The following is a 26,506-nucleotide window of genomic DNA, read 5'->3' as shown; positions in this document are numbered from 1 at the left end:
TCCGCGCAGAACGGTGACCCTCCGGATACCGCAGGCCCGCCCGGGGCCGTCGCTGCGGCATCCACTCGGGACCGCGCAGAACGGTGACCCTCCGGATACCGCAGGCCCGCCCGGGGTCTCGCTGCGGCATTCACTCGGGGCCGGTGTCGTTGCCACGTCGACGTCGGTGAGTCGACCTCACTCTCGGCCTGCTCGGTCGCGCCGATAATGCACATTATGTCAGTTTGCGTTCGTCCCACCTCCTCTGCGTCGCCGCTGGACGCGTCGACACCGACCGATGGCGCCCCTACCGCCGCCTCAGGTGTCGGAGCGCAGCCACGTGCGTGTGACGCCGAGCACCCGCGAGCCGTCGAGGTCGCCCAGTGAGAGGCTTGCGAAGCGAATCGCCGCGTCGGACGTCTGCCACCGGAAACGCGGCGCCGACGTCGTGGCGGCCTCGACGACCGTCATGGCTGCATCCTCCGCCGGCTGGGCGGACGCGAACGCCTGAGACGTGCGGTCGAGGTATGCCTGCTGCAGGTCGGCGTACGGTCCGGGCGCGGCACGATGCACGGACTCGGTGAACGATGACGCCACGGCCGCGGGCTCGACGATCGATACGTCGACGCCGAACGGAGCGACCACCGGGGCGAGCGATTGCATGAGACCCTCGACGGCGAACTTGGCCGCGCAGTACGCGGTCGGCGAACGGCTGACCGACCGCTCCCCCGACGCTGGTCACGGTCACGATGCGTCCGCGGCCCCGCTCGCGCATGCCCGGAAGCACGAGACGCGTCAGGCGCGCGGCCGAGAGGTAGTTCGTCTCGAGTTGCTCCTGCAGCTCGTCGTCGCTCAACTGCTCGAGCGTGCCGACGGCGCCGCGGCCGGCGTTGTTGACGAGGATGTCGACGGGCCCGACCGCTCCGATGAGCGCGCGCGCCGCCGTGGCATCCGTCACCTCCAGGGAGCGAATGTCGAGCTTCACTCCCGCCTCGGATGCCGCGGAGCGCAGTGCTGCGGCGCGGGAGTCGTCGCGGACGGTGGCGACGACGTCGATCCCCGACCGTGCCAGACCGATGGCGGTGTGCAGGCCGATGCCGCTGGATGTACCGGTGACGAGCGCGAGAGTCATGCCCTCATCATGCGCCGGGATCCGATGCGCGGGGTGTGGGCGTTCGTCTCGCGGACCGGTGTCCGACGGCCTGGTCGTGCGCGCGGAGGGAGCGTCGTGGGCGTGCGAACACCGAGGTGCTGCGAAGCGATCCTGGCGGTGGCGGTGACCGGATCACCCGCCCGGCGTCAGCTCGACCCACTGACCGCCGAACTTCGCGGAACGACCGTCGCCCGAAGACGTACCGGCCAGGCGGCGCCGCACCCATGGGCCCACGTGCTCGCGGTAGTAGGCCGTGCCCTTCAGGCGCTCGATCTCAGGGATCTCGCGCAGATGCCACCAGTCGCTCGGCGGAGTCAGCCCCACCGCGGAGATCACGCGCGCGGCGACACGGTGATGTCCGCGGGTGTTCATGTGCAGGCGATCGACCGACCAGAATTCCCCGCCCGCCAGCTCGCGATCGAACCAGTTGTAGGCGGTGAGCACGTCGGTGCGTGCGGCGAGGCGCTGCTCGACCGCGCTCGATAGCCGATCGCCGCGCGCGTTCAGCACGCGCCCGAGCGGGAGTCCCGCCGACGGGTTCGCCCCCGACAGCACGATGAGCTGCACGCCCTCCTCGTCGCAGCGGCGCAGAACGTGCTCGAACACCCCGACGATGCCCTCGAGGTCGGCACGCGGCCTCAGCATGTCGTTGCCCCCGCCGTTGAACGACAGATGCGTCGGCTTCAGCGCCAGCGCGGGCTCGAGCTGCTGCTCGACGATCGGCCGGATGAGCTTCCCGCGGATTGCGAGATTCGCGTACTGGATCGGCTCGCCCGCGGCATCCGCCCATCCCTGGGCTGCCAGGTCGGCCCACCCCCGCACGGTGCCGTCGGGCAGCTCGTCGCCGACTCCTTCGGTGAACGAGTCGCCGATCGCGACGTAGCGGACGGATGCCATTCCCCGAGCCTACGCGCGCGCATCAGGGGAACTGCCGCCCAAGGCCGTTCGCGCGGGTCGAGGCGCGTGCCGCCGTTCGCGCGGTTCGGGGCGCGCGCCGCCGTTCGTGCGGTTCGGGGCGCGTGCCGCCGTTCGGGGCGCGCCGGGCGGCCGGCACCCCGGATTGGGGCGGATTCCGCCGGTTGGGGCGAGAATCTCCCGCCCCGAAAGGCAGAATCCGCCCCGATCCCCGATGCCGGCACACAGGCACCGGCCGCGCGCCAGCGGGACCGAGACCGGGCGTGCACCCGCGCATCGTTCGGCGCGCTTTCGGCCGGGTGGGCACTCTCGGCCGAGGGAGCGCGGATCCCCCGCCCCACGGCGCCGGTCCCGCCCCGAACCCGAAGCCGACCCCGCCCCGAACCCGACCCCGCCCCGAACCCGACCCCGCCCCGAGCCCGAGCCCGAGCCCGAACCCGCCACGAGCCCGAGCAGGCCTACGCCAGGGACCGCCCACGCTGCTCGCGCAGGAACAGCGCCGCCACCACCGCGACGGCGAAGAACGCCGCGAACACGACGAACAGCAACGGCGCGCCGCCGAGGCCGAGCAGTGGCGGCACCGCGAGGGGCGCGAGGATCGATGCGATGCGCCCGATCCCGGCCGCCCAGCCGGCACCCGTCGCCCGCAGAGCGGTGGGGTAGGTCTCCGGGGTGGCGGCGTACAACGCCCCCCAGGCGCCGAGGTTGAAGAACGACAGCATCATGCCCGTGGCGATGACGGCCGTCTCGCCCGACGCGGTGCCGAACAGCACCGCCGCGATGGCGGAGCCGGCGAGGAACGTCGCGAGGGTCGCACGTCTCCCCCACGCCTCGATGAGCCACGCGGCCACGGCGTAGCCGGGCAGCTGCGCGAGGGTGATGATGAGGGTGAACCCGAACGACCGCACGAGGTCGTAGCCCTGCGCGACGAGGATCGTGGGGATCCAGATGAAGGCGCCGTAGTACGAGAAGTTCACACAGAACCACAGCACCCACAGGCTCGCCGTGCGCGCTCGCAGCGCGGGTGCCCACAGGGCGCTCACCCTCGGCCGGGCTGCCGGGGCTGATGCCGAGACCCCTTCCGTCGACGCCTCCAGCGCGATGCGACCCGCCGCGGCCTCGAGATCGCGCACGATCACTATCGCCTCGGCGTTTCGGCCCCGCGAGGCGAGCCAACGCGGTGATTCGGGGAGTCCCCAGCGCACGATCAGCGCGTAGACCGCGGGGATCGCCCCGAGCGCGAACGCCCAGCGCCACCCGTCGGCCGACGCCGGTACGACGAGATAGCCGATGAGCGCTGCGGCGGTCCACCCGATCGCCCAGAACGCCTCGAGGAAGACGATCAACCGGCCGCGCATACGCGCCGGGGCGAACTCGCTGACGTAGGTGGAGGCGACCGGCAGCTCGGCGCCGAGCCCGAGCCCCACGATGAAACGCAGCACGAGCAGAGCCGCGAGCCCCCCGACGAGCGCGCTCGCGCCCGTGGCGAGGCCGTAGACGAGCAGCGTCAATGCGAAGACGTGCCGGCGACCGAAACGGTCGGCCAGGAGCCCGCCCACACTCGCACCGATCGCCATACCGGCGAAGCCGGCCGATGCGATCCACGACGCCTCGGTCGGGGCCAGCTGCCACTGCACGCTGAGCGCGGCGATGACGAACGAGATGAGCCCCACGTCCATGGCATCCAGGGCCCACCCCAGCCCCGATCCACCGAGGATCCGCCCGTGGCGACGGGTGAAAGGCAGGGCGTCGAGGCGTTCGGACACCCGGATGGTGTCGGTCGTCGTGCTCACCGGATGCCGGCGGAGTCGGCGCCTGCGGGAGCATCGGCGAGCATCTCGTGCACGAGCGGCAGAACGCGCGTGCCGTAGAGCTTGATGCTCGACATGAGGCGGTCGTGCGAGATGGAGCCGCTGGCGAACTTCAGCTGGAAGCGGGTGTTCCCCAACGCCTGCACCGTCGCGACGATCTTGCGTGCGACGGTCTCGGGCGAGCCGATGTACATCGCCCCGTCGGGGCCGACGTCTTGCTGGAAGCGCAGGCGGTTGTAGGCCGGCCAGCCGCGCTCGCGTCCGATCGTGGTGTTCAATTCGGCGACGCCCTCGTACGCCTCGTCCCACGCCTGCTGGTCGGTCTCGGCGATGTGCCCGGGCGAGTGCACGGAGATGGGCAGTTGCGGCCTGCCCAGTTCTTGCAGCGACCGACGGTAGAGGTCGGCGTACGGACGGAACCGCGCCGACGACCCGCCGATGATGGCGAGCACGAGGCCGTAGCCGTAGCGCGCGGCGCGCACCACCGACTCGGGAGACCCGCCGACGCCGACCCACGCGGTCAGCCCCTTCTCGGTCTTCGGGTACACATCGGCATCCTGCAGCCCTGCGCGCGTGCGTCCCGACCAGGTGACGGGCTTCTCGTCGCGCAGCAGCGAGAACAGCTCGAGTTTCTCTTCGAACAGTTGCTCGTAGTCGGCGAGGTCATAGCCGAAGAGCGGGAACGATTCGATGAACGACCCGCGACCGAGGATGACCTCGGCGCGACCGTTCGACACGGCATCTAGCGTCGCGAAGCGCTCGTAGACCCGCACGGGGTCGTCGCTCGAGAGCACGGTCACGGCGGTGCCCAGGTGGATGCTCGTCGTGCGGGCCGCGGCGGCCGCGAGCACGATCTCGGGGCTGGTCACCGCGAAGTCCTTGCGGTGGTGCTCCCCCACGCCGAAGAACGACAGGCCCACCTGATCGGCGAGGACGGCCTGCTCGACGACGTTGCGGATCGTCTGGGCGTCGGACTGCAGCGACCCGTCGGGGCCGCGCGAGATGTCTCCGAAGGTGTCGAGCCCGAGCTCGAGGGGACGGTCGCCCATGGGGTCTCCTTGCATTCGGATGCATGAACTTTACGGGACGGGAGGGTATTCCCCCGCATCGCGAGAGGTGTCAGGCGCCGTAGGCGCCGAGGGAGCCGCTCGACCGACGCGACAACCGACGACGTCACGACGACCGGACCGTCGGAGGGGCACCGCCGCGGCGATGCCCCTCCGGAAGATCACGCGGATGCCAGCGCCGCGCGCAGCGTGTCGAGACCGACGCCGCCGATGTCGAGGGCGCGGGTGTGGAAGCGCTTCATCGAGAAGTCGGCGCCGCGGCGCTCCTGCTCCTCGTCGCGCACCTGCTCCCAGATGCGCTGGCCGACCTTGTACGACGGCGCTTGGCCCGGCCACCCGAGGTAGCGGTTCACCTCGAAGCGCACGAACTCCTCGCTCATGTTGACGTTCTTCCGCATGAACGCCAGCGCGTAGTCGTGGTCCCAGGTGCCGGTGCCGTCGAGGCGCGGCTTCTGCAGGTGCACACCGATGTCGAGCACCACGCGGGCGGCGCGCATGCGCTGTCCGTCGAGCATGCCGAGGCGGTCGGCGGGGTCGTCGAGGTAGCCGAGCTGCTCCATGAGGCGCTCGGCGTACAGCGCCCAGCCCTCGGCGTGCCCGCTCGTGCCGGCGAGCAGCCGCCGCCACGAGTTCAACTGGGCGCGGTTGTACACTGCCTGCGCGATCTGCAGGTGATGGCCCGGAACGCCCTCGTGATAAACCGTCGTCAGTTCGCGCCAGGTGTCGAAGGTGTCGACGCCCTCGGGCACCGACCACCACATACGCCCCGGCCGCGAGAAGTCGTCGGTCGGACCGGTGTAGTAGATCCCGCCCTCCTTCGTGGGCGCGATCATGCACTCGAGGCGGCGGATGGGCTCGGCGATGTCGAAGTGCGTGCGTCCGAGCTCTTCGACGGCCTCGTCGCTCGTGCGCTGCATCCACTCCTGCAGCGCCGCCGTGCCGCGGAGCTTGCGCGACTCGTCGTTCTCGAGGAACGCCACCGCCTCTTCGACGCCGGCGCCCGGGAGGATCTCGTTCGCGATCGCCTCCTGCTCGGCCACCATGCGCGCGAGCTCCTCGACGCCCCACTCGTAGGTCTCGTCGAGGTCGATCTCGGCCCCGAGGAAGTGGCGCGAGTGCAGGGCGTACAGCTCCCGCCCGACGGCATCCGAGTCGCCCGCGGCCGGGGCCAGCTCCGACGACAGGAAGCTCGCCAGCGCGTCGTACGCCAGACGGGCGGCGTTGGCGTTCGTCGACAGGTCGCGGGCGAGGGATGCCGGCAGCTGGCCCTCGTCGGGAGCGGCGTCGCCGACGAACTCGGCGAAGAACCCCGTGTCGGCGGTGTAGCGCGCGATCTGCGTGACGACCTCGCGCACCTGGCGGCGAGCCGGCACGACGCCTTCGGCGATACCGCGGCGCAGCGTCGCGACGTACCCGTCGATGGCGGCCGGGAGGGCCTTGAGTCGCACCGAGATCGTCGCCCAGTCGTCGACGGTCGCGGTGGGCATGAGGTCGAAGGTCGACCGGATGTCCTGCGCGGGAGAGGCGATGACGTTCAGGTCGCGCAGATGCGTCTTGGCCTCGTGCTTCTCGATCAGCAGATCGAGCTCGCGGGAGAGGTCCATCTTCGTGACGGTGTCGACGGGGTCGACCGCTTCCGCGGCGTCGAGGGCGGCCTTGGCGGCCCGGGCGTCTGCGATCAGAGCGTCGGCGCCCTCGGGACTGTAGTCGCCGAAGCGTCCGTTGTGCTCGAAGCGCCCGATGTAAGTCGCGAGCGTCGGCTCGCGCTCGGCCAGGGTGTCGACCCACGCGTCCGCGATCGTGTCGATCGGCGTGGGGGTGCGTTGTGCGTCAGTCATCCTCCGAGCCTAGGGAAGCGTGGTCGGGCGCGCACACCCCGGACGACGGATCCCGGCACGGCGGCGCGGGCTGGAAGTCAGCGCCCCCTCGCCTCAGTGCCCCGCCTCGTCCCAGTCGCCGCCACGGCCGATCTGCACGTCGAGCGGCACAGTCAACTCGGCCGCGTCGGCCATGCGTGCGCGCACGATCTGCTCCACGGCATCCCACTCCCCCGCCGCCACCTCGACGACGAGTTCGTCATGGATCTGCAGCAGCACGCGCGAGCGCAGTCCCGCGGATGCCAGCTCGTCTCGGATACGGAACAGCGCGACCTTCATGATGTCGGCGGCACTGCCCTGGATGGGCGCGTTCAGCGCGGCGCGCTCGGCGTTCTCGCGCAGCACGCGGTTCATGCTCGTCAGGTCGGGGAACGGGCGCCGACGGCCGAAGATCGTCTCGGTGTAGCCGTCTTGGCGGGCCTGCTCGACGGATCCGCGCAAGTAGTCGCGCACCGCGCCGAAGCGGGCGAAGTACTCCAGCATCAGCTTCTTAGCCTCGGACTGCTCGATGCGCAGCTGCTTCGACAGCCCGAACGCCGACAGGCCGTAGACGAGGCCGTACGACATGGCCTTGACCTTCGTGCGCATGGCGGGGGTCACCTCGGACGGCTCGACGCCGAACACCCGCGCGCCGACGAAGCGGTGCAGGTCTTCGCCCGAGTTGAAGGCTTCGATCAGCCCCGGATCGCCCGACAGGTGCGCCATGATGCGCATCTCGATCTGCGAGTAGTCGGCCGTCAGCAGCGTCTCGTAGCCCTCGCCGACTTCGAACGCCGCGCGGATACGCCGGCTCTCTTCGGTACGGATCGGGATGTTCTGGAGGTTCGGGTCGGTGCTGGAGAGGCGGCCCGTCTGGCTGCCGGTCTGCACGTACGTGGTGTGGATGCGTCCATCCGCGCCGGTCGCGGTGTCGAGCGCGTCGATGATCTGCTTGAGCTTCGTCGCCTCGCGGTGCTTGAGCAGCAGGTCGAGGAAGGGATGCGGGGCGCTCTCTTGCAGATCGGCGAGGGCTGCGGCATCGGTGGTGTACCCGCTCTTCGTCTTGCGGGTTCTCGGCAACTGCAGCTCGTCGAACAGCACCTCCTGCAGCTGCTTCGGCGAGCCGAGGTTCACCTCGTGCCCGATGGCGGCGTACGCATCGCGCGCCAGGGCGTCGGCGCGGGCACCCAACTCGGCCGAGAACCCGGCGAGCTTCTCGTGCGACACGGCCACGCCGGCGAGCTCCATGTCGGCCAGGGCGGTGAGCGTCGGCATCTCGATGTCATCGAGCACCTCGGCGACCCGCTCGGGCATCTCGGCGCGCTGCGCCTCGGCCACCCGTCGCGTGAACCATGACAGCTGCCCGGGTGTCGCCCCCTCTGTCTCGGGGACGAGCTGCGTCGGGTCGGCCACCGGGAGCTTCTCGTCGAGGGTGCGCTCGACGAGGTCGCCGAGCGTCTTGTCGGGGAAGCTCGGGCGCACGAGCCATCCGGCCAGGATCACGTCGAAGGTGACCCCGCCCACCGTCACGCCCTCTTTCGCGAGGGCCTTCAGCTGCGGCTTCGCGTCGGCGAACACCTTGGGGGCATCGGATGCCAGCCACCCGGCCAGCGCGTCGCGCACCGCCGGCGACCAGTCGGCCTCGACCGCGGCGGATGCCGAGGCGAGCCCGATCTGCACGGGTGCGGCGCCGACCAGGGTCAGCGTGACGCCCACGGAGCCGTCGGCTGCCGCCGCCCACGCCGCCAGGGCGTCGGCGTCGAGGCGCGTCGGGGCCGGGGCGGTGGCGGTGGGCCGCGCTTCTTCGACCTCGCCCGCGTCGCCGCCGAGCGCGTCGAACACCCGCGGCAGCAGCGTGCGGAACTCCAGTCGCGCGAAGATGTCGCGCACGGCCTGCGCGTCGAGCGGCTTGATCTCGAGGTCGCCCGGACCGACGGGCAGCTCGACGTCGCGCAGCAGGCGGTTGAGCGCGCGATTGCGCTTCACGCCGTCGAGGTGCTCGCGCAGATTGTTGCCCACCACGCCGGTGATCTTGTCGGCGTTGTCGAGCAGCGCTTCGAGCGATCCCCACTGGGTGAGCCACTTCACGGCCGTCTTCTCGCCGACCTTCGGCACGCCGGGGAGGTTGTCGCTGGTCTCACCGACGAGAGCGGCGATCTCGGGGTACTGCGCGGGGGGCAATCCGTACTTCTCGATGACCGCGTCGGTGTCGTAGCGCTTGAGCTGAGAGACGCCCTGCACGTTCGGGTACAGCAGCGTGATGTCGTCGTTGACGAGCTGGATGGTGTCGCGGTCGCCCGAACACACCAGCACGGTGTAGCCCTGCTCCTCGCCCTGCGTGGCGAGGGTGGCGAGGATGTCGTCGGCCTCGACCTCTTCTTTCGTCAGCACCGGCACGCCCATCGCGCGCAGACAGTCTTGCAGCAGAGGGATCTGCCCCTTGAACTCGACGGGCGACTCGCTGCGGTTGGCCTTGTACTCGGCGTACTGCTGCGTGCGGAACGACTGCCGCGACGTGTCGAAGGCGACCGCGAGATGCGTCGGTTTCTCGGCCTTGACCAGGTTCACGAACATCGACAGGAAGCCGTAGATGCCGTTGGTGTGCTGGCCGTCTTTCGTCGAGAAGTTGTCGACCGGCAGGGCGTAGAACGCCCGGTACGCCAGCGAATGGCCGTCGACGACGAGGAGAGTAGGCTTTTCGGCATCCGTCACCCCTCCAGCGTAACGAGAACCTCGGACACTCCCCCGGCCTGCGCCGATTCACCACGAAGGCGACGATGACTTCCACCTCCCACGGCAACACCTCCGGTCTCGACTGGGCGAAGCAGCGCGGAATGGGCGCCCTCGCCGAGAAGATGGGCATCGAGTGGGTCGAGTTCACCGTCGAGCGCTGCGTCGCCACCATGCCCGTCGAGGGCAACACGCAGCCCGTCGGGCTCCTCCACGGCGGCGCATACGTCGTGCTCGGCGAATCGCTCGGGTCGATGGCGGCGAATCTTCACGCGGGCGCGGGTCGCCTCGCCGTCGGCATCGACATCAACGCCACACACACGCGCTCGGCGACGTCGGGCATCGTGACCGGCGTCTGCACGCCGATCCACCTCGGTCGCTCGCTCACGGTGCACGAGATCGCCGTGACCGACGAGCAGGGTCGCCGCTGCTCGACCGTGCGGATCACGAACATGATCAAAGACGCCCCCCAGGCCTGACGCGAGGTTGCGGGAGGACCCTGAACTCGTCGAAGGGCCCGGAACCCGCGTGTGCGTCCGGTGGCTTCGACAGGCTCAGCCACCTGAGCGCGCGGGGCCACCGCACCCCACTCCCCCGCACACGAAAAATGGATGCCACCGCGGTGGCATCCATTTCACGACGAGTCTCGTCAGGCCTTCTTGGGGGCCAGCTGCTCGATGATCGCCTTCGCGACGTCTTGCATGGTGAGGCGGCGGTCCATCGACGCCTTCTGGATCCAGCGGAACGCCTCGGGCTCGCTCAGGCCCATCTTCTCGTTCAGCAGGCCCTTGGCGCGGTCGACGAGCTTGCGGGTCTCGAAGCGCTCGACCATGTCGGCGACCTCGGCCTCGAGCGTGATGATCTGCTCGTAGCGGGCGAGGGCGATCTCGATCGCCGGCAGCAGATCGTTGGGCGTGAAGGGCTTGACCACGTACGCCAGGGCGCCGGCCTCGCTCGCGCGCTCGACGAGCTCTTTCTGGCTGAACGCCGTGAGCAGCACGACGGGGGCGATGTGATTCTTGCTGAGCTTCTCGGCGGCGCTGATGCCGTCGAGCTGCGGCATCTTGACGTCCATGATCACGAGATCGGGGCGGAGTTCGGTGGCCAGCTGCACGGCGGTCTCGCCGTCGCCGGCCTCGCCGACGACGTCGAAGCCGTTGTCGCGGAGGATCTCGACGATGTCGAGGCGGATGAGCGACTCGTCTTCCGCGACGACGACGCGGCGCGGAGCCGCGGGGGCGTTGGCGGGAACGGCTTCTTGATCAGTCACGGAACCATCCTAAGTCTGGAAGGGCGACAAGCCCTGGATCGCACGGGATGCTGTACGGGTACCGGTGGTGGGACTCGAACCCACACGTCTTTCGACAGAGCATTTTGAGTGCCCCGCGTCTGCCATTCCGCCACACCGGCAAGTGTTGCGCTCCCACCCTATCGAGGGGGAACGCCACGACGCGCGCCGGTTCGCACCGGCGCGCGTCGCGAGGGATCAGACCTCCTGGTACCCGGGTGCCGCGCCGTGCACGGCGTCGCCCACGCGGTGCACGCGCAGGTCGTTGGTGGAACCGGCGATTCCGGGAGGGGAACCGGAGATGACGACCACCTTGTCGCCGACCTTGGCAAGGTCGTGCGAGAGCAGGTAGTCGTCGACCTGCAGGAACATCTTGTCGGGTGTGCGACACGTGCTCGACCAGCGTCGAGCGCACGCCCCACGTCAGCGCCAGGCGACGGCGGATACCGGGCTCGGGCGTGAACGCGATCATGGGGATGGTCGAACGCAGGCGCGACATGCGGCGGGCGGAGTCGCCCGACTCGGTGAAGACGCAGAGGTACTTCGCCTCGACGAAGTCCGCGACCTCGACGGCGGCGAGGGTGATGGCGCCACCCTGGGTGCGGGGCTTGTTGGTCAGCGGCGCGATGCGCTCGAGACCGTGCTCCTCGGTGGACTCGACGATGCGCGCCATCGTCTCGACGACGACCACCGGGTAGTCGCCGACGCTGGTCTCGCCCGAGAGCATGACCGCGTCCGCGCCGTCGAGCACCGCGTTGGCGACGTCGGAGGTCTCGGCGCGCGTGGGCACCGGGTTGCTGATCATCGACTCGAGCATCTGCGTCGCGACGATGACGGGCTTGGCCATGCGACGGGCCAGCTCGACCGCGCGCTTCTGCACGATCGGCACGGCCTCCAGCGGCAGCTCGACGCCGAGGTCGCCACGGGCGACCATGATGCCGTCGAAGGCGTCGATGATCTCCTCGAGGTTGTCGACGGCCTGCGGCTTCTCGATCTTGGCGATGACGGGCACGTAGCGCCCCTCCTCGGCCATGATCTCGTGCACGCGCACGATGTCTGAGGCGTCGCGCACGAACGACAGCGCGATGAGGTCGGCGCCGGCCTTCAGACCCCAGCGCAGATCGGACTCGTCCTTCTCGCTCAGGGCGGGGACGTTGACGGCGACGCCGGGGAGGTTGATGCCCTTGTTGTTCGACACGGGACCACCCACGACGACCTCGGTCGTCACGACGGTGCCGTCGGTCTCGACGACGCGCACGCGCACCTTGCCGTCGTCGATGAGCAGGAAGTCACCGGGCTTGACGTCTTGGGGCAGGCCCTTGAACGTCGTGCCGACGATCTCCTTGGTGCCGAGGATGTCTTCGACGGTGATCTTGAAGATGTCACCGGGCAGCAGGTCGTGGGGGCCGTTCTCGAACTTGCCGAGGCGGATCTTGGGGCCCTGCAGGTCGACGAGGGCGGCGACCGGGCGGCCGGCGTCCTCTGCGGCCTTGCGCACATTGGCGAAGTTGGCGTCGTGCACGGAGTAGTCTCCGTGGCTCAGGTTGAGGCGGGCGACGTCCACCCCGGCGTCGATGATGGCGCGAACCATCTCATACGACGACGTGGCGGGCCCGAGTGTTGCGACGATCTTGGCGCGTCTCATCCGTTTTCAAGCTCCGTGAGGATTTTCGGGAAGTGGCCGATCGGCCCTTGCCAGCTTAGGCGGGCAGGAGGCCGATGGCGACATCGGTCGGGCGCACCGGCGCGGGAAGCACCGTCTCGCCCATGAGGAACGTGTCGACCTCGGCGGCGGCCGCGCGGCCCTCGGCGATGGCCCACACGATGAGCGACTGGCCGCGGCCCGCGTCACCGGCGACGAACACACCGGGCGTCGTCGTGGCGTACGTGGCGTCGCGCTCGACGTTGCCTCGTCCGGTGAACTGCGTCCCGAGCTGGTCTTCGAGGTGCTCGCGCTCCGGACCGGTGAAGCCCATCGCGATGAGCACGAGGTCGGCCGGGATCTCGCGCTCGGTGCCGCTCTTGGGCACGCGACGGCCGTCGACGTATTCGGTCTCGGCCACCCGCAGGGCACGTACCTCGCCCGCGGCATTGCCGAGGAACTCCACGGTCGAGGCGAGGAACGTGCGCTCCCCGCCCTCTTCGTGGGCCGATGCCATCTCGAACAGGTTCGGCATCATCGGCCAGGGCTGCTCGGCGGGGCGCTCCGACGGCGGCTGCTTGCCGATCGCGAGGTTCGTCACACTCAGCGCACCCTGGCGGTGCGCGGTGCCGATGCAGTCGGCGCCGGTGTCGCCACCGCCGATGACGACGACGTGCTTGCCCTCTGCGGTGATCTGCTGCGGGATCTGGTCGCCCGCGACGGCCTTGTTGCCCTCGACGAGGTACTCCATGGCGTAGTGGACGCCGTCGAGGTCACGGCCCGGGATCGGCAGGTCGCGCGGCACCGTGGCGCCGGTGGCCACCACGACAGCGTCATAGCGCGCCCGCAGATCGCTCCACGAGATGTCCTTGCCGATCTCGACGCCGGCGCGGAAGCGCGTGCCCTCGGCCTGCATCTGGCGAAGGCGCAGCTCGAGGTGGCGCTTCTCCATCTTGAAGTCGGGGATGCCGTAACGCATGAGACCACCGATGCGGTCGTCGCGCTCGAACACCGCGACCGTGTGGCCGGCGCGCGTGAGCTGCTGGGCCGCGGCGAGGCCGGCGGGGCCGGAGCCCACGACGGCGACGGTCTTGCCCGTCAGACGCTCCGGCGGCTCGGGCTCGACCCAGCCGTTGGCGAACGCCTCGTCGATGATCGAGACCTCGACCTGCTTGATCGTGACGGCCGGCTGGTTGATGCCGAGCACGCACGAGCTCTCGCAGGGCGCGGGGCACAGGCGTCCGGTGAACTCGGGGAAGTTGTTCGTCGCGTGCAGGCGCTCGATCGCGGAGCGGCCCTCGCCGCGCCACGTCAGGTCGTTCCACTCGGGGATCAGGTTCCCGAGCGGGCAGCCCTTGTGACAGAACGGGATGCCGCAGTCCATGCAGCGACCGGCCTGGCGACGGATGACGGCCGAATCCCCCGGCTCGTACACCTCTTTCCAGTCCATGATGCGCACGGGCACCGGTCGACGCTTGGGGAGCTCGCGCTCCGTGGTCTTGAGAAAGCCCTTCGGGTCAGCCACCCGTCACCTCCAGAATGCGCGTCCAGACGACGTCGCCGTCGGGGTCGAGCCCCTCGGCGACCGCCTCCTGGCGGGTCTGCAGCACAGCGGCGTAGTCACGCGGCAGCACCCGGACGAAATTGTCCACCTCGGCCTCGAAGTCGTCGAGCAGACGACGAGCGAGCGTGGAATCGGTCTCGGCGACGTGCTTCTCGAGCAGGTCGCGGAGGATCTCGGCATCCCCGGATCCGAGGGTGCCGAGCACGAGCTCACCGGATGCCATGGCCTCGCGGTTCACGAGGTCGCGGTCGAGCTTGTAGACGTAGGCCTGTCCGCCTGACATGCCGGCGCCGAGGTTGCGGCCCGTGGCGCCGAGGATCACGGCGAGGCCACCGGTCATGTACTCGAGCGCGTGGTCGCCCACGCCCTCGACCACGGCCGTGGCGCCGGAGTTTCGCACGAGGAACCGCTCGCCCACGACACCGCCCAGGAACATCTGTCCCTGCGTGGCGCCGTAGCCGATGACGTTTCCGGCGATGACGTTCTCGGAGGCCGCGAACGACGACCCGCGCGGCGGGCGCACGACGATGGTGCCGCCCGACAGGCCCTTGCCGACGTAGTCGTTCGAGTCGCCCTCGAGGCGCAGCGTGATGCCCGCGGGCATGAAGGCGCCGAACGACTGCCCGGCCGAGCCGGTCAGGCGCACGTCGATCGAGTTCTCGGGCAGACCGTGCTCGCCCCGCGCCTTGGTGACGTGGTGGCCCAGCATAGTCCCCACCGCACGGGCGGTGTTGCGGATCGGCAGGTCGACCGTCAGCTGGCCGCCGTGCGCGATGACGTCCTGCGCGCGCTCGATGAGCTGCACGTCGAAGTGGTCCTCGAGCTCGTGGTCCTGGTTGCGCGCGTGGCGGCGCGGCTCGTCGTCGGCGAAACGGGGTCCCTCGAGGATCGGTGCGAGGTTGAGACCGCGCGCCTTCCAGTGCTGGATCGCCTCATTCGCATCGAGCAGCTCCGAGCGCCCGACGATCTCGTCGATCGAGCGGTAGCCGAGGGCGGCGAGGTACTCGCGCACCTCCTGCGCGATGAACTCCATGAAGTTGACGATGTACTCGGCCTTGCCGGTGAAGCGCGAGCGCAGCACGGGGTTCTGCGTCGCCACGCCCACGGGGCAGGTGTCGAGGTGGCACACGCGCATCATGATGCAGCCCGAGACCACCAGCGGCGCGGTGGCGAAGCCGAACTCCTCGGCGCCGAGCAGGGCGCCGATGATGACGTCGCGTCCGGTCTTCATCTGACCGTCGACCTGCACGACGACGCGGTCGCGCATGCCGTTGAGCATGAGCGTCTGCTGGGTCTCGGCGAGGCCCAGCTCCCACGGCGTGCCCGCGTGCTTGAGCGAGTTCATCGGGCTCGCACCCGTTCCGCCGTCTTGCCCCGAGACCAGGATGACGTCGCTCAGCGCCTTGGCCACACCGGCCGCGACCGCACCGATGCCCGACTGACTGACGAGCTTGGTGTGGATACGGGCCTTGGGGTTGGCGCGCTTGAGGTCGAAGATGAGCTGCTTGAGGTCTTCGATCGAGTAGATGTCGTGGTGCGGCGGCGGTGAGATGAGCCCGACGCCCGCGGTCGCGTGACGCGTGCGCGCCACCCACGGGTACACCTTGGTCGGCGGCAGCTGACCGCCCTCGCCGGGCTTGGCGCCCTGGGCGAGCTTGATCTGGATGTCGTCGGCCTCGGTGAGGTAGAGGCTCGTCACACCGAAGCGACCGGATGCCACCTGCTTGATGGCGCTGCGCCGCGTGGGGTCGAGGAGCCGGTCGACGTCTTCGCCGCCCTCGCCGGTGTTGCTCTTGCCGCCGATCTGGTTCATCGCCACGGCGAGGACCTCGTGCGCCTCCTGCGAGATGGAGCCGTAGCTCATCGCGCCGGTGGAGAACCGCTTGACGATCGCCGAGACCGGCTCGACCTCGTCGATCGGCACCGCGGGACGCAGACCCGTGCGCAGGCCGAAGAGCCCGCGGAGCGTCTTGAGCTCGTGCGCCTGGTCGTCGATGAGCTGCGTGTACTCGCGGAAGATGTCGTACCGGCGCTCGCGCGTGGCGTGCTGCAGGCGGAACACCGTGTCGGGGTTGAACAGGTGCGGGGCACCGTCGCGGCGCCACTGGTACTCGCCGCCGGTCCAGAGGCGCTCGTGCGCCCGGGCGGCCGCATCCTGCGGGTAGGCGTACTCATGGCGCGCGGCGTTCTCGGCCGCGATGATGTCGAGCCCGACACCGCCGAGCTTCGACTCCGTACCGGTGAAGTAGGCGTCGACGAACTCGCGCGACAGGCCCACCGCCTCGAACACCTGGGCGCCCGCGTACGACGACACGGTCGAGATGCCCATCTTCGACATGATCTTGAGCACGCCCTTGCCGAGCGCGTAGATCAGGTTCTTGACGGCCTTCTCGGGCGTGACGCCCGTGATGAAACCGGCGCGCACGAGGTACTCGACCGTCTCCATCGCCAGGTACGGGTTGACCGCCGAGGCGCCGTAGCCGATGAGGGTGGCCACGTGGTGCACCTCGCGCACATCGCCGGCCTCGACCACGAGACCGACCTTCATGCGGGTCTCTTTGCGGATGAGGTGGTGGTGCACGGCCGCGAGCATGAGCAGCGACGGGATGGGAGCGAGGTCTTTGTTGGAGTCGCGGTCGCTCAACACGATGAACTCGGCGCCGTCTTCGATGGCCGCGTCGACCTCGGAGCACATCTGCACGAGGCGCTTCTGGAGCCCCTTGTGACCGGCCTCGACGCGGTAGAGGCCACGGATCGTCACCGACGACCGACCCGGGAGGGCCGTGTCGATGTGCTGGATCTTGGCGAGCTCGTCGTTGTCGATGACGGGGAAGTCGAGCGTCACCGTACGGGTGTGCTCGGGGCCCCAGTCGAGGAGGTTGCGCTCGGGGCCGAGGCCCAGCGACAGCGAGGTCACGACCTCTTCGCGGATCGAGTCGAGCGGCGGGTTGGTCACCTGGGCGAACTGCTGCGAGAAGTAGTCGAACAGCAGGCGCGGGCGGTCGCTGAGCACCGCGACCGGTGCGTCACTGCCCATGGCGCCGAGCGGCTCGGCACCACCCTGACCCATCGGGGTCAGCAGGATGCGCACCTCTTCTTCGGTGTAGCCGAAGGTGCGCTGGCGGCGGGTGATCGAGGCGATCGGGTGCACGATGTGCTCGCGCTCGGGCAGCTCGCTCAGCTTGACGCGGCCCTTGTCGAGCCACTCCTGCCAGGGCTGCAGGGCGGCGAGCTCGGCCTTGATCTCTTCGTCTTCGACGATGCGGCGCTGGGCCGTGTCGACGAGGAACATACGACCGGGCTGCAGGCGCCCACGGCGCTTGATGCGCTCGGGCGCGAAGTCGAGCACACCGGTCTCGGACCCGATGACGACGAGGCCGTCGGTGGTCTCGGTCCACCGGCCCGGACGCAGACCGTTGCGGTCGAGGGTGGCGCCCACGAGCGTCCCATCGGTGAAGATGAGCGCGGCGGGGCCGTCCCACGGCTCCATCTGCATGGAGTGGTAGTCGTAGAAGGCACGCAGATCGGGGGCGATCGTCGCCTGCTTCTCGTAGGCCTCGGGCACCATCATCATGATGGCGTGGGGCAGACTGCGCCCGGTGAGCGTGAGCAGCTCGAGCACCTCGTCGAAGGATGCCGAGTCGCTGGCGCCCTCGGTGCAGATGGGCAGCAGCGGGCGCACGTCGCCGATCAGCTCGGACTCGAGCTGCGACTGACGGGCGCGCATCCAGTTGCGGTTGCCCTTGACGGTGTTGATCTCACCGTTGTGCGCGAGCATGCGCAGCGGCTGCGCGAGCGGCCACGACGGGAAGGTGTTGGTCGAGTACCGCGAGTGCACGACGGCGAGCTCAGAGGCGAAGCGCTCGTCTTGCAGATCGGGGTAGAACGGCTCGAGCTGCAGCGTCGTGACCATGCCCTTGTAGCCGAGCGTGCGGCTGGACAGCGAGACGAAGTAGGCCTCGAGCTCGCGGCGGGCGCGCTTGCGCAACCGGTACACGCGGCGATCGAGCGCGATGCCCGACAGCGCGGGCTGATCGCCGACGGCGGGGCGCGAGACGAACAGCTGCTCGAAGGCGGGTCGCGCGTCGTACGCGAGCTTGCCGAGGTTCTCGGGTTCGACGGGCACCCCGCGCCAGCCGAGCACCTCGAGGTTCTCGTGGCGCGCGATCTCTTCGATCCCGCTCTTCATCGCGGCACGCTCGTCGTGGCCGAGAGGCAGGAAGACCATGCCGGCGGCGTACTCCCCCACCGGCGGCAGGTCGAAGTCGACGACGGCGCGCAGGAACGCGTCGGGCATCTGGGTCAGGATGCCGGCACCGTCACCGGTGCCCGCGTCGGAGCCGATGGCACCGCGGTGCTCGAGGTTGCGCAGCGCCGTCAGCGCCAGATCGATGATGTCGTGACCGGCTTCGCCGCGGAGAGTGGCGACCATGGCGAGGCCACAGGCGTCTTTCTCGAACGACGGGTCGTACATTCCCTGTCGGGCCGGGAATGAGCCTCCGACGGTGTCGGAACGCAGGCTGGAAGCCATATCAACCGTCCTCACGTTGATGCTTCGGGATGGGACGACGTCGGCCCAGGTATTAGTTCGTCGCGGAGCTGCTTGTGGCGCTGGTGCCGACGGTGCTGCTCGTCGCGGGCGGCTCGCTCACATCGACGAAGTCAGAGGGGTCGCCTGAGTCTACAGCCCCCGCAGCCGTGTTCTCGCGCCCCGGCACGTACGGCGACGGCTCCAGACCGAGGTGACGACGCGACTGCACGAGGAAGATGACGACGCCGAGCACGACGCCGAAGATGGCGGCCCAGACATTGGTGCGCAGACCCAGGATGATGTCGCTGGGGTCGATACGGATGGATTCCCAGGCGATACGGCCCGCGGAATACCACACGAGGTAGATCGCGAACTGCTTTCCCCACTGCAGCCCGAAGCGCTTACCGGCCCACAGGATGACAGCGGCACCGAGAAGGTTCCAGACGACTTCGTAGAGGAAGGTCGGCTGGAAAAGCGTGCCGGATGGCAGTCCGACGGGGATGGCCGGATTGCCCGCGGCGATCTCGAGACCCCACGGCAGGTCGGTGGGCTGACCGAACAACTCCTGGTTGAACCAGTTGCCGAAGCGGCCCATCGCCTGCGCGATGATGAGGCCGGGGGCGACGGCGTCGGCGAAGGTCCAGAAACCGGATGCCGGTCCACTTGCAGCCGAGGATCGCACCGATGGCGCCACCGATCAGGGCGCCGTAGATGGCGATGCCGCCCTCCCAGATCGCCCACACCGAACCCGGCTGCGTGATGTTCCACGGGTTGGAGCCCGGACCGAAGTAGAAGCCGAGATGCGTGACCACGTGGTAGATGCGTGCCACCACGATCGCGAGCGGAACCGCCAGCAGGCAGATGTCGATGACGACCCACTTCTCGGCGCCCCGACGCGTCAGGCGCGCGTTGGTGAGGAGGATCGCCACGATGATGCCCGCGACGATGCACAGGGCGTAGAAGTGGATGCGGAGCGGACCGAGATCGACGTAGGAGATCGTCGGGCTCGGGATGCTGGCGAGCACGCCGGAGGCGGCGCTCGAGAGGGCGAACGTCATGCGAACGAGTCTAGGCGCGGCGCGCGGTGCCCGCGGACAGCTCGCGCGCGAGCGTCGACAGGCCGTCGACCCCGGCGTCACGCAGTGCTTTCACCAGCGCCGTGCCGACGATCGCGCCGTCGGCGTAGTCGACGACGCCCGCGACCTGATCGGCGTTGGAGATGCCGATGCCCACGCACGCGTGCTGCACGCCGAACGTGCGCAGACGCTCGACGAGGCCGCGGGCGGCGGCATCCAGCTGCGCCCGCTCCCCTGTGATCCCCATGGTCGAGACCGTGTAGACGAAGCCGGTGGAGGCCTCGACGATCATCTTCAGGCGCTCGTCGGACGAGGTGGGGGCGGCGAGGAAGACACGATCGAGTCCCGTACGCTCGCTCGCCGCGATCCACGCGCTGCCGGCGTCAGGGGTGATGTCGGGCGTGATCAGACCCGCGCCGCCCGCAGCGACGAGCTCGTCGGCGTAGCGATCGACCCCGTACTGCTCGACGAGGTTCCAGTAGGTCATGACGAGGATGGGAACGTCGGTGCGCGCCGTGACCTCGCGGATGATCGTGAACAGGTCGCGCATGCGGAACCCGTTCGCGAGTGCCGTCTGCGTCGCCTCCTGGATGACCAGACCGTCCATCACGGGGTCGCTGTAGGGCGGGCCGAGCTCGATGACGTCGACACCCGCCTCGGCGAGGGCGACGGCCGCCTCGATGCTGGTGGCGACATCGGGGAATCCCGCGGGCAGGTAGCCGACGAAGGCGCCGCGGCCCTCGGCGTGGGCGGCGTCGATGGCCGCCGAGACGCGCGAGGTCACAGCTCGACCCCCGCGCCACTTGCGGCGTCGGGCCCCGGCACGACGTCGACGGGTGAGCCGTCAGCAGATGCCACGGCCTCGGCGGCACGCGTCTGGCCCCGGCCCTCCGCCACCTCCGGCGCGTGCTCGGCGTCGTAAAGGTCGAAGTAGCGCGCCGCGGTGTCCATATCTTTGTCACCGCGACCGGACAGGTTGATCGCGATCACGGCATCCGGACCCAGCTCGCGACCGATGCGCAGGGCTCCGGCCAGGGCGTGGGCGGACTCGATCGCCGGGATGATGCCCTCGGTGCGCGACAGCAGGCGCAGTGCCTGCATCGCCTCGTCGTCGGTCGCCGGTATGTACTGCGCGCGACCGAGGTCGGCGAGCCACGCGTGCTCGGGGCCGACGCCCGGGTAGTCGAGGCCGGCTGAGATCGAGTGCGACTCGGTGGTCTGACCGTCTTCGTCCTGCAGCACGTAGGTGCGCGCGCCGTGGAGGACGCCGGGGCGACCGCGACCGATGGATGCCGCGTGCTTCGGGGTGTCGACGCCGTCGCCGGCGGCCTCGACGCCGTACAGCGCGACGCTCGGGTCGTCGAGGAAGGCGTCGAACATGCCGATGGCGTTGGATCCGCCGCCGACGCAGGCGAACACGGCATCCGGAAGCCGACCGAGGCGCTCGAGGAACTCGGCGCGCGTCTCCTCACCGATGATCTTCTGGAAGTCGCGGACCATCGCCGGGAACGGGTGCGGACCGGCGGCGGTGCCGAAGATGTAGTTGGTCGTCTCGACCGAGGCGACCCAGTCGCGGTAGGCCTCGTTGATCGCATCTTTCAGGGTGCGAGACCCGGTCGTGACGGGCACGACCTCGGCGCCCAGCAGGCGCATACGCGCGACGTTGAGGGCCTGACGCTCGGTGTCGACCTCGCCCATGTAGATGACGCAGTCGAGACCGAACAGCGCGGCTGCGGTGGCGGTGGCGACACCGTGCTGGCCGGCGCCGGTCTCGGCGATGACGCGGGTCTTGCCGAGGCGCTTGGTGAGGAGGGCCTGACCGAGGACGTTGTTGATCTTGTGCGAGCCGGTGTGGTTCAGGTCTTCGCGCTTGAGGAAGACGCGGGCACCGCCGGCGTGCTCGGCGAAGCGGGGCACCTCGGTCAGCGCCGAGGGCCGGCCCGCGTAGTCGCGCAGCAGTGCGGTGAGCTCGGCGTGGAAAGCCGGGTCGGCCATGGCCGACTCGTAGACCTCGGTCAGCTCGTCGATGGCGGCGATGAGCGACTCGGGCATGTACCGGCCGCCGAAGTCGCCGAAGAACGGCCCCTTCTGCGCCCGCAGGCTCGTCGGCTGGTCGCGCAGAGGCGTGGTCATGAACCCTCCTGGAGGAACGCGCGGAGCGTGGCGACGGGGTCGCCGGTGACGAGGGCCTCGCCCACGAGCACGACGTCGGCGCCCGCGGCGCGGTAGTGGGCGACGTCGGCGGGCGCGAGCACGGCGGACTCGGCGATCTTGACGGCGTCGCCCGGGAAGCGGTCGGCGAGCGAGCCGAACAGGTCGCGGTCGAGCTCGAACGTCGAGAGGTTACGGGCGTTGACGCCGATGAGCTTCGCACCGAGATCTTTGGCGCGCTCGAGCTCGTCGGCCGAGTGCGTCTCGACGAGCGCCGTCATACCGAGCTCGGTCGAGAGTGCGTACAGCTCGGTGAGCGTCTTCTGATCGAGCGCCGCGACGATCAGCAGCACGAGGTCGGCGCCGGAGGCACGGGCCTCGAGCACCTGGTAGGGCGTGGCGAGGAAGTCTTTGCGCAGCACCGGCACGCTCACGGCGGCGCGCACGGCCTCGAGATCGGCGAGGCTTCCCTTGAACTTGCGTCCTTCGGTCAGGACCGAGATGGCCGAAGCGCCGCCCTCTTCGTACAGGCGCGCCTGACGAGCGGGGTCGGGAATCGCGGCGAGGTCGCCGCGCGAGGGGCTCGCGCGCTTGACCTCTGCGATGATCTTCACCCGGTCGGCGGGGGCGAGCATGGCCAGCGCGTCTCGCGCGGGCGTCTGCGCCAGGGCGTCGCGCTCGACGTCGGCGAGCGAACGCGTCTCGGCGCGCTGCTCGGCATCTTCAACCGCTCCGGCCGTGAGATCGGCCAGCACGGTCAGTGCGCCTTCGGGTTGGACTTCGCGCCGTTCGCGCCGTAACCGGCCTTGGTCATGACCCAACCCACGATCGCGCCGACGACGAGCAGACCGACCGACGCCCACACGAGCACCGGCATGTCGAACCAGAAGAACAGCGTGCCGAGCGTGATCGCGACGAGCATGATGATCACGGCCGTCCAGGCGGCGGGCGAGTGTCCGTGGCCGGGATCGCCGATGGGGTTGCTCATGGGGCTCCTTACAGTCGCGCGCGGGCGCGGGGGAAAGCGTCCGATCAGTCTATCGAAACGCGAGGCCGGTCCCGGCGTCGACGTCTCGATGTCGCGAGGTCGGCGGCGCCGGCGCGGGCGGGGATTCCATGCGGAGGCGTGCGGGGTTCCCGCGCGGAGGCGTGCGCGGTTCCGGCGCGGAGGCGTGCGCCGTTCCCGCCGAGAAACGCCATCGACGGCGACACACGCGCGCTCGTGCCGTTTCTGCACGCCGATGGCGTTTCTCGCGTACAACTCTCGAGCGCGGCCGTCGCCCTGGCCGACGACAAGGTCGTCAGGCCGTGGGGTCGTCGCCGCGGGAGAGGTCGTCCCACGAGTCGATCGCGTCGTGCGGGCGACCCGTGTCGGCCCCCGCCTCGGTGGCCGTGCGGTACTTGCGGCTCGCTCCCGACGTCCAGCGACGCGCGGTGACGAGGGTGAAGACGGCCGCGGCGGCGAGCAGCACCTGGGCCAGCAGCGTCACGGCGGGCCACGGTGTCAGCGAGAGGTCCGTCACGAGCGAGGCGACGGCATCCGTTCCCGAGATGCCGGTGGCGTCGGTCACGGTGGCCGCCGTCGCCGAGACCGGTGTCGCGAAGACGACCTGGGCCGTTCCGACGCCGGTCAGGACGGCGATCATCGCGCCGAGCACGCCGAAGACGTAGCGCAGCACCGGACCGACGATCGAGAGAGCGGCCCCGAGCGCGAGCGCCGCGAGGCTGAGCGGGGTGAGCACCGGCAAGGCCTCGGCGCCCGCGACCGCGAGGGTCTGCTGCGCGCCGTCGTCGAGGGTGACGTCGATCCACGTCTGCGTCGACGCGATGACACCGACCGCTCCGGCCAACAGCATGCCCAGCACCGCCGTGGAGCGGGCGCGCCGCATCAGCGCTCCCCCACGACCGGATGCAGATCGTCGGCGTCGAAGCACGTGTGGTCGCCGGTGTGGCAGGCCGCGCCGATCTGGTCGACCTCGATGAGCAGGGTGTCGCCGTCGCAGTCGAGGCGCGCACCCTTCACCAGCTGAAAGTGGCCCGAGGTGTCGCCCTTGCGCCAGTACTCCTGACGCGAGCGCGACCAGAACGTCACGCGGCCGGTGGTGAGGGTGCGGTTCAGGGCCTCGGCATCCATCCACCCCATCATGAGCACTTCGCGCGAGTCGAACTGCTGGATGACGGCGGGGACCAGGCCGTCGGCGTTGTAGGTCACGCGGTCGACGCTCATCGGCGCACCTCGATCCCCTCGGCGGCCATCGCCTCTTTCACCTGTCCGACAGTCAGCTGCCCGGAGTGGAAGACGGATGCCGCGAGCACGGCGTCGGCGCCGGCGTGGATGGCAGGGGCGAAGTGTTCCAGCTCCCCCGCGCCGCCCGAGGCGATGACCGGGACCGCGGCGACCTGGCGCATGAGGCGGACGAGCTCGAGGTCGAAACCCTGCTTGGTGCCGTCGGCGTCGATCGAGTTCACCAGCAGCTCACCCGCGCCGCGCTCGACGGCCTCGCGCGCCCACTCGAGGGCGTCGAGCGTCGTCTCGGTGCGGCCACCGTGTGTGGTCACGACGAACCCGGAGGGGGTGGATGCCGCGCGCTTGACGTCGAGCGACAGTACGACGACCTGCGCCCCGAACCGGTCGGCGATCTCGCCGATCAGCGCGGGGCGGGCGATCGCGGCGGAGTTCACGCCGATCTTGTCGGCGCCGACCGCGAGCAGGCGCGCGACGTCGTCGGCCGATCGCACTCCCCCGCCGACGGTGAGCGGGATGAACACCTGTTCCGCGGTGCGGCGCACCACGTCGTAGGTGGTCGAACGCTCGTCGACCGTGGCGGTGACGTCGAGGAAGGTGACCTCGTCGGCGCCCTGCTCGAAGTAGAGCTCGGCGAGCTCGACGGGGTCGCCCATGTCGCGCAGGTCGAGGAAGTTCACGCCCTTGACGACGCGGCCGGCCGCGACGTCGAGGCACGGGATGACGCGACGCGCGAGGGTCATCAGAGCCTCGCGGCGAGGATCTCGGTGACGAGGATGGCGCGCGCACCGATGGCGTACAGCTCGTCCATGACGCGGTTCACGTCTCGGCGCGGGCTCATCACGCGCACGGCCACCCACTCGGGGTCGCGCAGCGGCGAGATCGTCGGCGACTCCAGGCCGGGCGCCACGGCGATCGCCTGCTCGACCAGGTGGGCCGGCAGGTCGTAGTCGATGAGCACGTACTTACGCGCGGCGAGCACGCCGCGAAGACGCCGCAGGAGCGTCTCGGTTCCTTCGACCTCGTTCGGGCCGGCGATGAGCACGGCGTCGCTCTCGAGCAGGACGGGGCCGAAGATCTCGAGCCCCGCCTGTCGCAGCGTCGTGCCGGTGGAGACGACGTCGGCCACGGCATCCGCCACTCCGAGCTGCACGGCCGATTCGACCGCGCCGTCGAGCGGCACGATGTCGACGGCGATACCGCGCTCGTCGAGGAACGCGTCGACCAGGCCCGGGTACGCCGTCGCGACGCGCAGGCCCTGCAGGTCGCTCACATCGGTGAAGCGGCCCGGGCGGCCGGCGAAGCGGAAGGTCGAGCCCGCGAAACCGAGCGACTCGACCTCGCGCGCGCCCGGCATGCGGGCATCCAGCAGCAGGTCGCGGCCGGTGATGCCGACGTCGAGCGCGCCGGAGCCGACGTAGGTCGCGATGTCGCGCGGACGGAGGTAGAAGAACTCGACCTCGTTGACGGGGTCGACGGTGTACAGGTCTTTCGAGTCGCGTCGTCCGGTGTACCCGGCCTCCGAGAGCATCTCGGCGGCGGTCTCGGCGAGCGACCCCTTGTTCGGCACGGCGATGCGCAGCATGACGGGGGCTTTCGTGTTGGGGTGAGCGGGGCGGGGCGCGGGCTCAGAGATGTCGGTAGACGTCTTCGAGCGACAGGCCCTTCGCGAGCATGAGCGTCTGCAGGTGGTACAGCAGCTGCGAGATCTCCTCGGCGGCCGCAGCGTCGGACTCGTACTCGGCGGCCATCCACACCTCGGCGGCCTCTTCGACGATCTTCTTGCCGATGGCGTGCACGCCGGCGTCGAGCTGCGCGACGGTGCCCGACCCCTCGGGTCGCTCGACGGCCTTGGCGCTGAGTTCCGCGAACAGGTCGTCGAAGGTCTTCACGCATCCAGGGTATCGGGTCGGCGGGGGTGGACGGTGCCGCGGGGGGCGACGCGGGCCGGCGCTGCCGGGGGGCCGGTGGTGCAGCGCGGTCCCCGGCGGGGCCGTGGAGTGCGTGGTGCGGCGCGGCCCCGGGCGCGGCGTGGAGTGCGGGGTGCGGCGCGGCGCCGGGCGGCGGCTGGGGTGCGTTGCGCGGCGCGGCCCCGGGCGGCGGCGTGGGGCGCGCGGTGCGGCGCGGCCCCCGGCGGCGCCGTGGGGTCGTGGCATCCGGGTGCCGGGGGCCGGGCGCGCAGAAACGCTTCCTGCACGAGGAAACGCGGGGAGAGCGCGTTTCTGAGCGCGGATCGCGTTTATGCGGGGGGGGCGACGCCGGGGCGGCAGAGCCGCGGCGTGCATGGGGCGCCGGGCGGCGGCGTGGGGTGCGTTGCGCGGCGCGGCCCCGGGCGAGGCCGTGGGGTCGCGGCATCCGGATGCCGGGTACCGGGCGCGCAGAAACGCTTCCTGCACGGGGAAACGCGGCGAGAGCGCGTTTCTGCGCGCGGATCGCGTTTATGCGTGGGGGCGACACCGGGGCGGCAGAGCCGCGGCGTGCATGGGGCCCCGGGCGAC

The 26,506-nt window shown here is 70.1% G+C and carries 19 protein-coding genes, 1 tRNA gene and 3 pseudogenes; 1 reads left to right on the top strand and 22 read right to left on the bottom strand.

Annotated elements, in window-relative coordinates:
* Positions 1-297 precede the first annotated feature (297 nt).
* The 7 genes and pseudogenes from QE410_RS07485 to polA all read right to left on the bottom strand — a co-directional run bounded on the left by QE410_RS07485 (position 298) and on the right by polA (position 9,493).
* Positions 298-642 (bottom strand): hypothetical protein, encoded by a 345-nt coding sequence (locus tag QE410_RS07485; protein ID WP_307330004.1) that lies wholly within the window; start codon positions 640-642, stop codon positions 298-300.
* Positions 643-721: 79 nt separating this feature from the next.
* Positions 722-1,111 (bottom strand): annotated as a pseudogene (locus tag QE410_RS07480) (SDR family NAD(P)-dependent oxidoreductase); the annotation flags it as partial.
* Between the two features lie 153 nt (positions 1,112-1,264).
* Positions 1,265-2,029, bottom strand: a complete 765-nt coding sequence (locus QE410_RS07475; protein WP_307330001.1) for an SGNH/GDSL hydrolase family protein — start codon at positions 2,027-2,029, stop codon at positions 1,265-1,267.
* Between the two features lie 476 nt (positions 2,030-2,505).
* Complete coding sequence (locus QE410_RS07470) at positions 2,506-3,840, bottom strand: MFS transporter (RefSeq protein WP_307329998.1); 1,335 nt, start codon at positions 3,838-3,840, stop codon at positions 2,506-2,508.
* Positions 3,837-4,907 (bottom strand): LLM class flavin-dependent oxidoreductase, encoded by a 1,071-nt coding sequence (locus QE410_RS07465; RefSeq protein ID WP_307329996.1) that lies wholly within the window; start codon positions 4,905-4,907, stop codon positions 3,837-3,839. The genes QE410_RS07470 and QE410_RS07465 overlap by 4 nt, the downstream gene beginning before the upstream one ends.
* A 179-nt stretch (positions 4,908-5,086) precedes the next feature.
* Positions 5,087-6,763, bottom strand: a complete 1,677-nt coding sequence (locus QE410_RS07460) for a DUF885 domain-containing protein (RefSeq protein WP_307329993.1) — start codon at positions 6,761-6,763, stop codon at positions 5,087-5,089.
* 93 nt (positions 6,764-6,856) lie between these two features.
* Entirely contained in the window at positions 6,857-9,493 is a 2,637-nt protein-coding gene (gene polA, locus QE410_RS07455; protein ID WP_307329991.1) for a DNA polymerase I, read from the bottom strand.
* Positions 9,494-9,558: 65 nt separating this feature from the next.
* Here polA and QE410_RS07450 point away from each other — a divergent pair, with 65 nt between their 5' ends.
* The gene (locus tag QE410_RS07450; RefSeq protein ID WP_307329988.1) at positions 9,559-9,990 is read left to right on the top strand and encodes a hotdog fold thioesterase; all 432 of its coding nucleotides are present in this window, start codon (positions 9,559-9,561) and stop codon (positions 9,988-9,990) included.
* Positions 9,991-10,160: 170 nt separating this feature from the next.
* Here the strand turns inward: QE410_RS07450 and QE410_RS07445 are convergent, their stop codons facing one another.
* The 15 genes and pseudogenes from QE410_RS07445 to QE410_RS07375 all read right to left on the bottom strand — a co-directional run bounded on the left by QE410_RS07445 (position 10,161) and on the right by QE410_RS07375 (position 25,900).
* Positions 10,161-10,781, bottom strand: a complete 621-nt coding sequence (locus tag QE410_RS07445) for an ANTAR domain-containing response regulator (protein WP_115918621.1) — start codon at positions 10,779-10,781, stop codon at positions 10,161-10,163.
* A gap of 59 nt (positions 10,782-10,840) precedes the next feature.
* Positions 10,841-10,921 (bottom strand) — tRNA-Leu (locus QE410_RS07440).
* Positions 10,922-10,997: 76 nt separating this feature from the next.
* A pseudogene (gene pyk / locus QE410_RS07435) lies at positions 10,998-12,444 on the bottom strand (pyruvate kinase).
* A gap of 55 nt (positions 12,445-12,499) precedes the next feature.
* On the bottom strand, positions 12,500-13,966 hold the full coding sequence (locus QE410_RS07430; protein WP_058233252.1) for a glutamate synthase subunit beta: 1,467 nt from the start codon (positions 13,964-13,966) through the stop codon (positions 12,500-12,502).
* On the bottom strand, positions 13,959-18,536 hold the full coding sequence (gene gltB, locus QE410_RS07425; RefSeq protein WP_307329984.1) for a glutamate synthase large subunit: 4,578 nt from the start codon (positions 18,534-18,536) through the stop codon (positions 13,959-13,961). Before gltB ends, QE410_RS07430 begins: the two co-directional genes overlap by 8 nt.
* 52 nt (positions 18,537-18,588) lie before the next feature.
* A pseudogene (lgt, locus tag QE410_RS07420) lies at positions 18,589-19,594 on the bottom strand (prolipoprotein diacylglyceryl transferase).
* Between the two features lie 10 nt (positions 19,595-19,604).
* Positions 19,605-20,396 (bottom strand): tryptophan synthase subunit alpha, encoded by a 792-nt coding sequence (gene trpA / locus QE410_RS07415; RefSeq protein ID WP_307329981.1) that lies wholly within the window; start codon positions 20,394-20,396, stop codon positions 19,605-19,607.
* Positions 20,393-21,745, bottom strand: coding sequence for a tryptophan synthase subunit beta (trpB, locus tag QE410_RS07410; RefSeq protein WP_307329978.1), 1,353 nt, complete (start codon positions 21,743-21,745; stop codon positions 20,393-20,395). The genes trpA and trpB overlap by 4 nt, the downstream gene beginning before the upstream one ends.
* The gene (gene trpC, locus QE410_RS07405) at positions 21,742-22,518 is read right to left on the bottom strand and encodes an indole-3-glycerol phosphate synthase TrpC (protein ID WP_307329974.1); all 777 of its coding nucleotides are present in this window, start codon (positions 22,516-22,518) and stop codon (positions 21,742-21,744) included. Before trpC ends, trpB begins: the two co-directional genes overlap by 4 nt.
* 2 nt (positions 22,519-22,520) lie before the next feature.
* Positions 22,521-22,751, bottom strand: coding sequence for a DUF6704 family protein (locus QE410_RS07400; RefSeq protein ID WP_058233246.1), 231 nt, complete (start codon positions 22,749-22,751; stop codon positions 22,521-22,523).
* Between the two features lie 313 nt (positions 22,752-23,064).
* Positions 23,065-23,652, bottom strand: coding sequence for a Trp biosynthesis-associated membrane protein (locus QE410_RS07395; RefSeq protein WP_307329971.1), 588 nt, complete (start codon positions 23,650-23,652; stop codon positions 23,065-23,067).
* Complete coding sequence (gene hisI, locus QE410_RS07390) at positions 23,652-23,990, bottom strand: phosphoribosyl-AMP cyclohydrolase (protein WP_307329968.1); 339 nt, start codon at positions 23,988-23,990, stop codon at positions 23,652-23,654. The genes QE410_RS07395 and hisI overlap by 1 nt, the downstream gene beginning before the upstream one ends.
* Positions 23,987-24,751, bottom strand: coding sequence for an imidazole glycerol phosphate synthase subunit HisF (hisF, locus tag QE410_RS07385; protein WP_307329965.1), 765 nt, complete (start codon positions 24,749-24,751; stop codon positions 23,987-23,989). The genes hisI and hisF overlap by 4 nt, the downstream gene beginning before the upstream one ends.
* Entirely contained in the window at positions 24,751-25,593 is an 843-nt protein-coding gene (gene hisG / locus QE410_RS07380; RefSeq protein WP_307329961.1) for an ATP phosphoribosyltransferase, read from the bottom strand. Before hisG ends, hisF begins: the two co-directional genes overlap by 1 nt.
* 43 nt (positions 25,594-25,636) lie before the next feature.
* Positions 25,637-25,900: a phosphoribosyl-ATP diphosphatase gene (locus tag QE410_RS07375; protein ID WP_055837422.1), complete on the bottom strand. Its 264-nt coding sequence runs from the start codon at positions 25,898-25,900 to the stop codon at positions 25,637-25,639.
* Positions 25,901-26,506: the final 606 nt, after the last annotated feature.

Source organism: Microbacterium sp. SORGH_AS_1204, assembly GCF_030818935.1.
Lineage (GTDB): Bacteria > Actinomycetota > Actinomycetes > Actinomycetales > Microbacteriaceae > Microbacterium.
The sequence above is the reverse complement of the archived record's forward strand: the minus strand, read 5'-3'. Positions and strand labels throughout refer to the sequence as shown.

Bases quoted from the DNA above. Each gene is read 5' to 3' on its own strand.
- QE410_RS07485 (WP_307330004.1), bottom strand. From the start codon at position 642: ATGCAATCGCTCGCCCCGGTGGTCGCTCCGTTCGGCGTCGACGTATCG.
- QE410_RS07475 (WP_307330001.1), bottom strand. From the start codon at position 2,029: ATGGCATCCGTCCGCTACGTCGCGATCGGCGACTCGTTCACCGAAGGA.
- QE410_RS07465 (WP_307329996.1), bottom strand. From the start codon at position 4,907: ATGGGCGACCGTCCCCTCGAGCTCGGGCTCGACACCTTCGGAGACATC.
- QE410_RS07460 (WP_307329993.1), bottom strand. From the start codon at position 6,763: ATGACTGACGCACAACGCACCCCCACGCCGATCGACACGATCGCGGAC.
- QE410_RS07450 (WP_307329988.1), top strand. From the start codon at position 9,559: ATGACTTCCACCTCCCACGGCAACACCTCCGGTCTCGACTGGGCGAAG.
- gltB (WP_307329984.1), bottom strand. From the start codon at position 18,536: ATGGCTTCCAGCCTGCGTTCCGACACCGTCGGAGGCTCATTCCCGGCC.
- trpB (WP_307329978.1), bottom strand. From the start codon at position 21,745: ATGACCACGCCTCTGCGCGACCAGCCGACGAGCCTGCGGGCGCAGAAG.
- QE410_RS07400 (WP_058233246.1), bottom strand. From the start codon at position 22,751: ATGAGCAACCCCATCGGCGATCCCGGCCACGGACACTCGCCCGCCGCC.
- QE410_RS07395 (WP_307329971.1), bottom strand. From the start codon at position 23,652: ATGCGGCGCGCCCGCTCCACGGCGGTGCTGGGCATGCTGTTGGCCGGA.
- hisI (WP_307329968.1), bottom strand. From the start codon at position 23,990: ATGAGCGTCGACCGCGTGACCTACAACGCCGACGGCCTGGTCCCCGCC.
- hisF (WP_307329965.1), bottom strand. From the start codon at position 24,751: ATGACCCTCGCGCGTCGCGTCATCCCGTGCCTCGACGTCGCGGCCGGC.
- hisG (WP_307329961.1), bottom strand. From the start codon at position 25,593: ATGCTGCGCATCGCCGTGCCGAACAAGGGGTCGCTCGCCGAGACCGCC.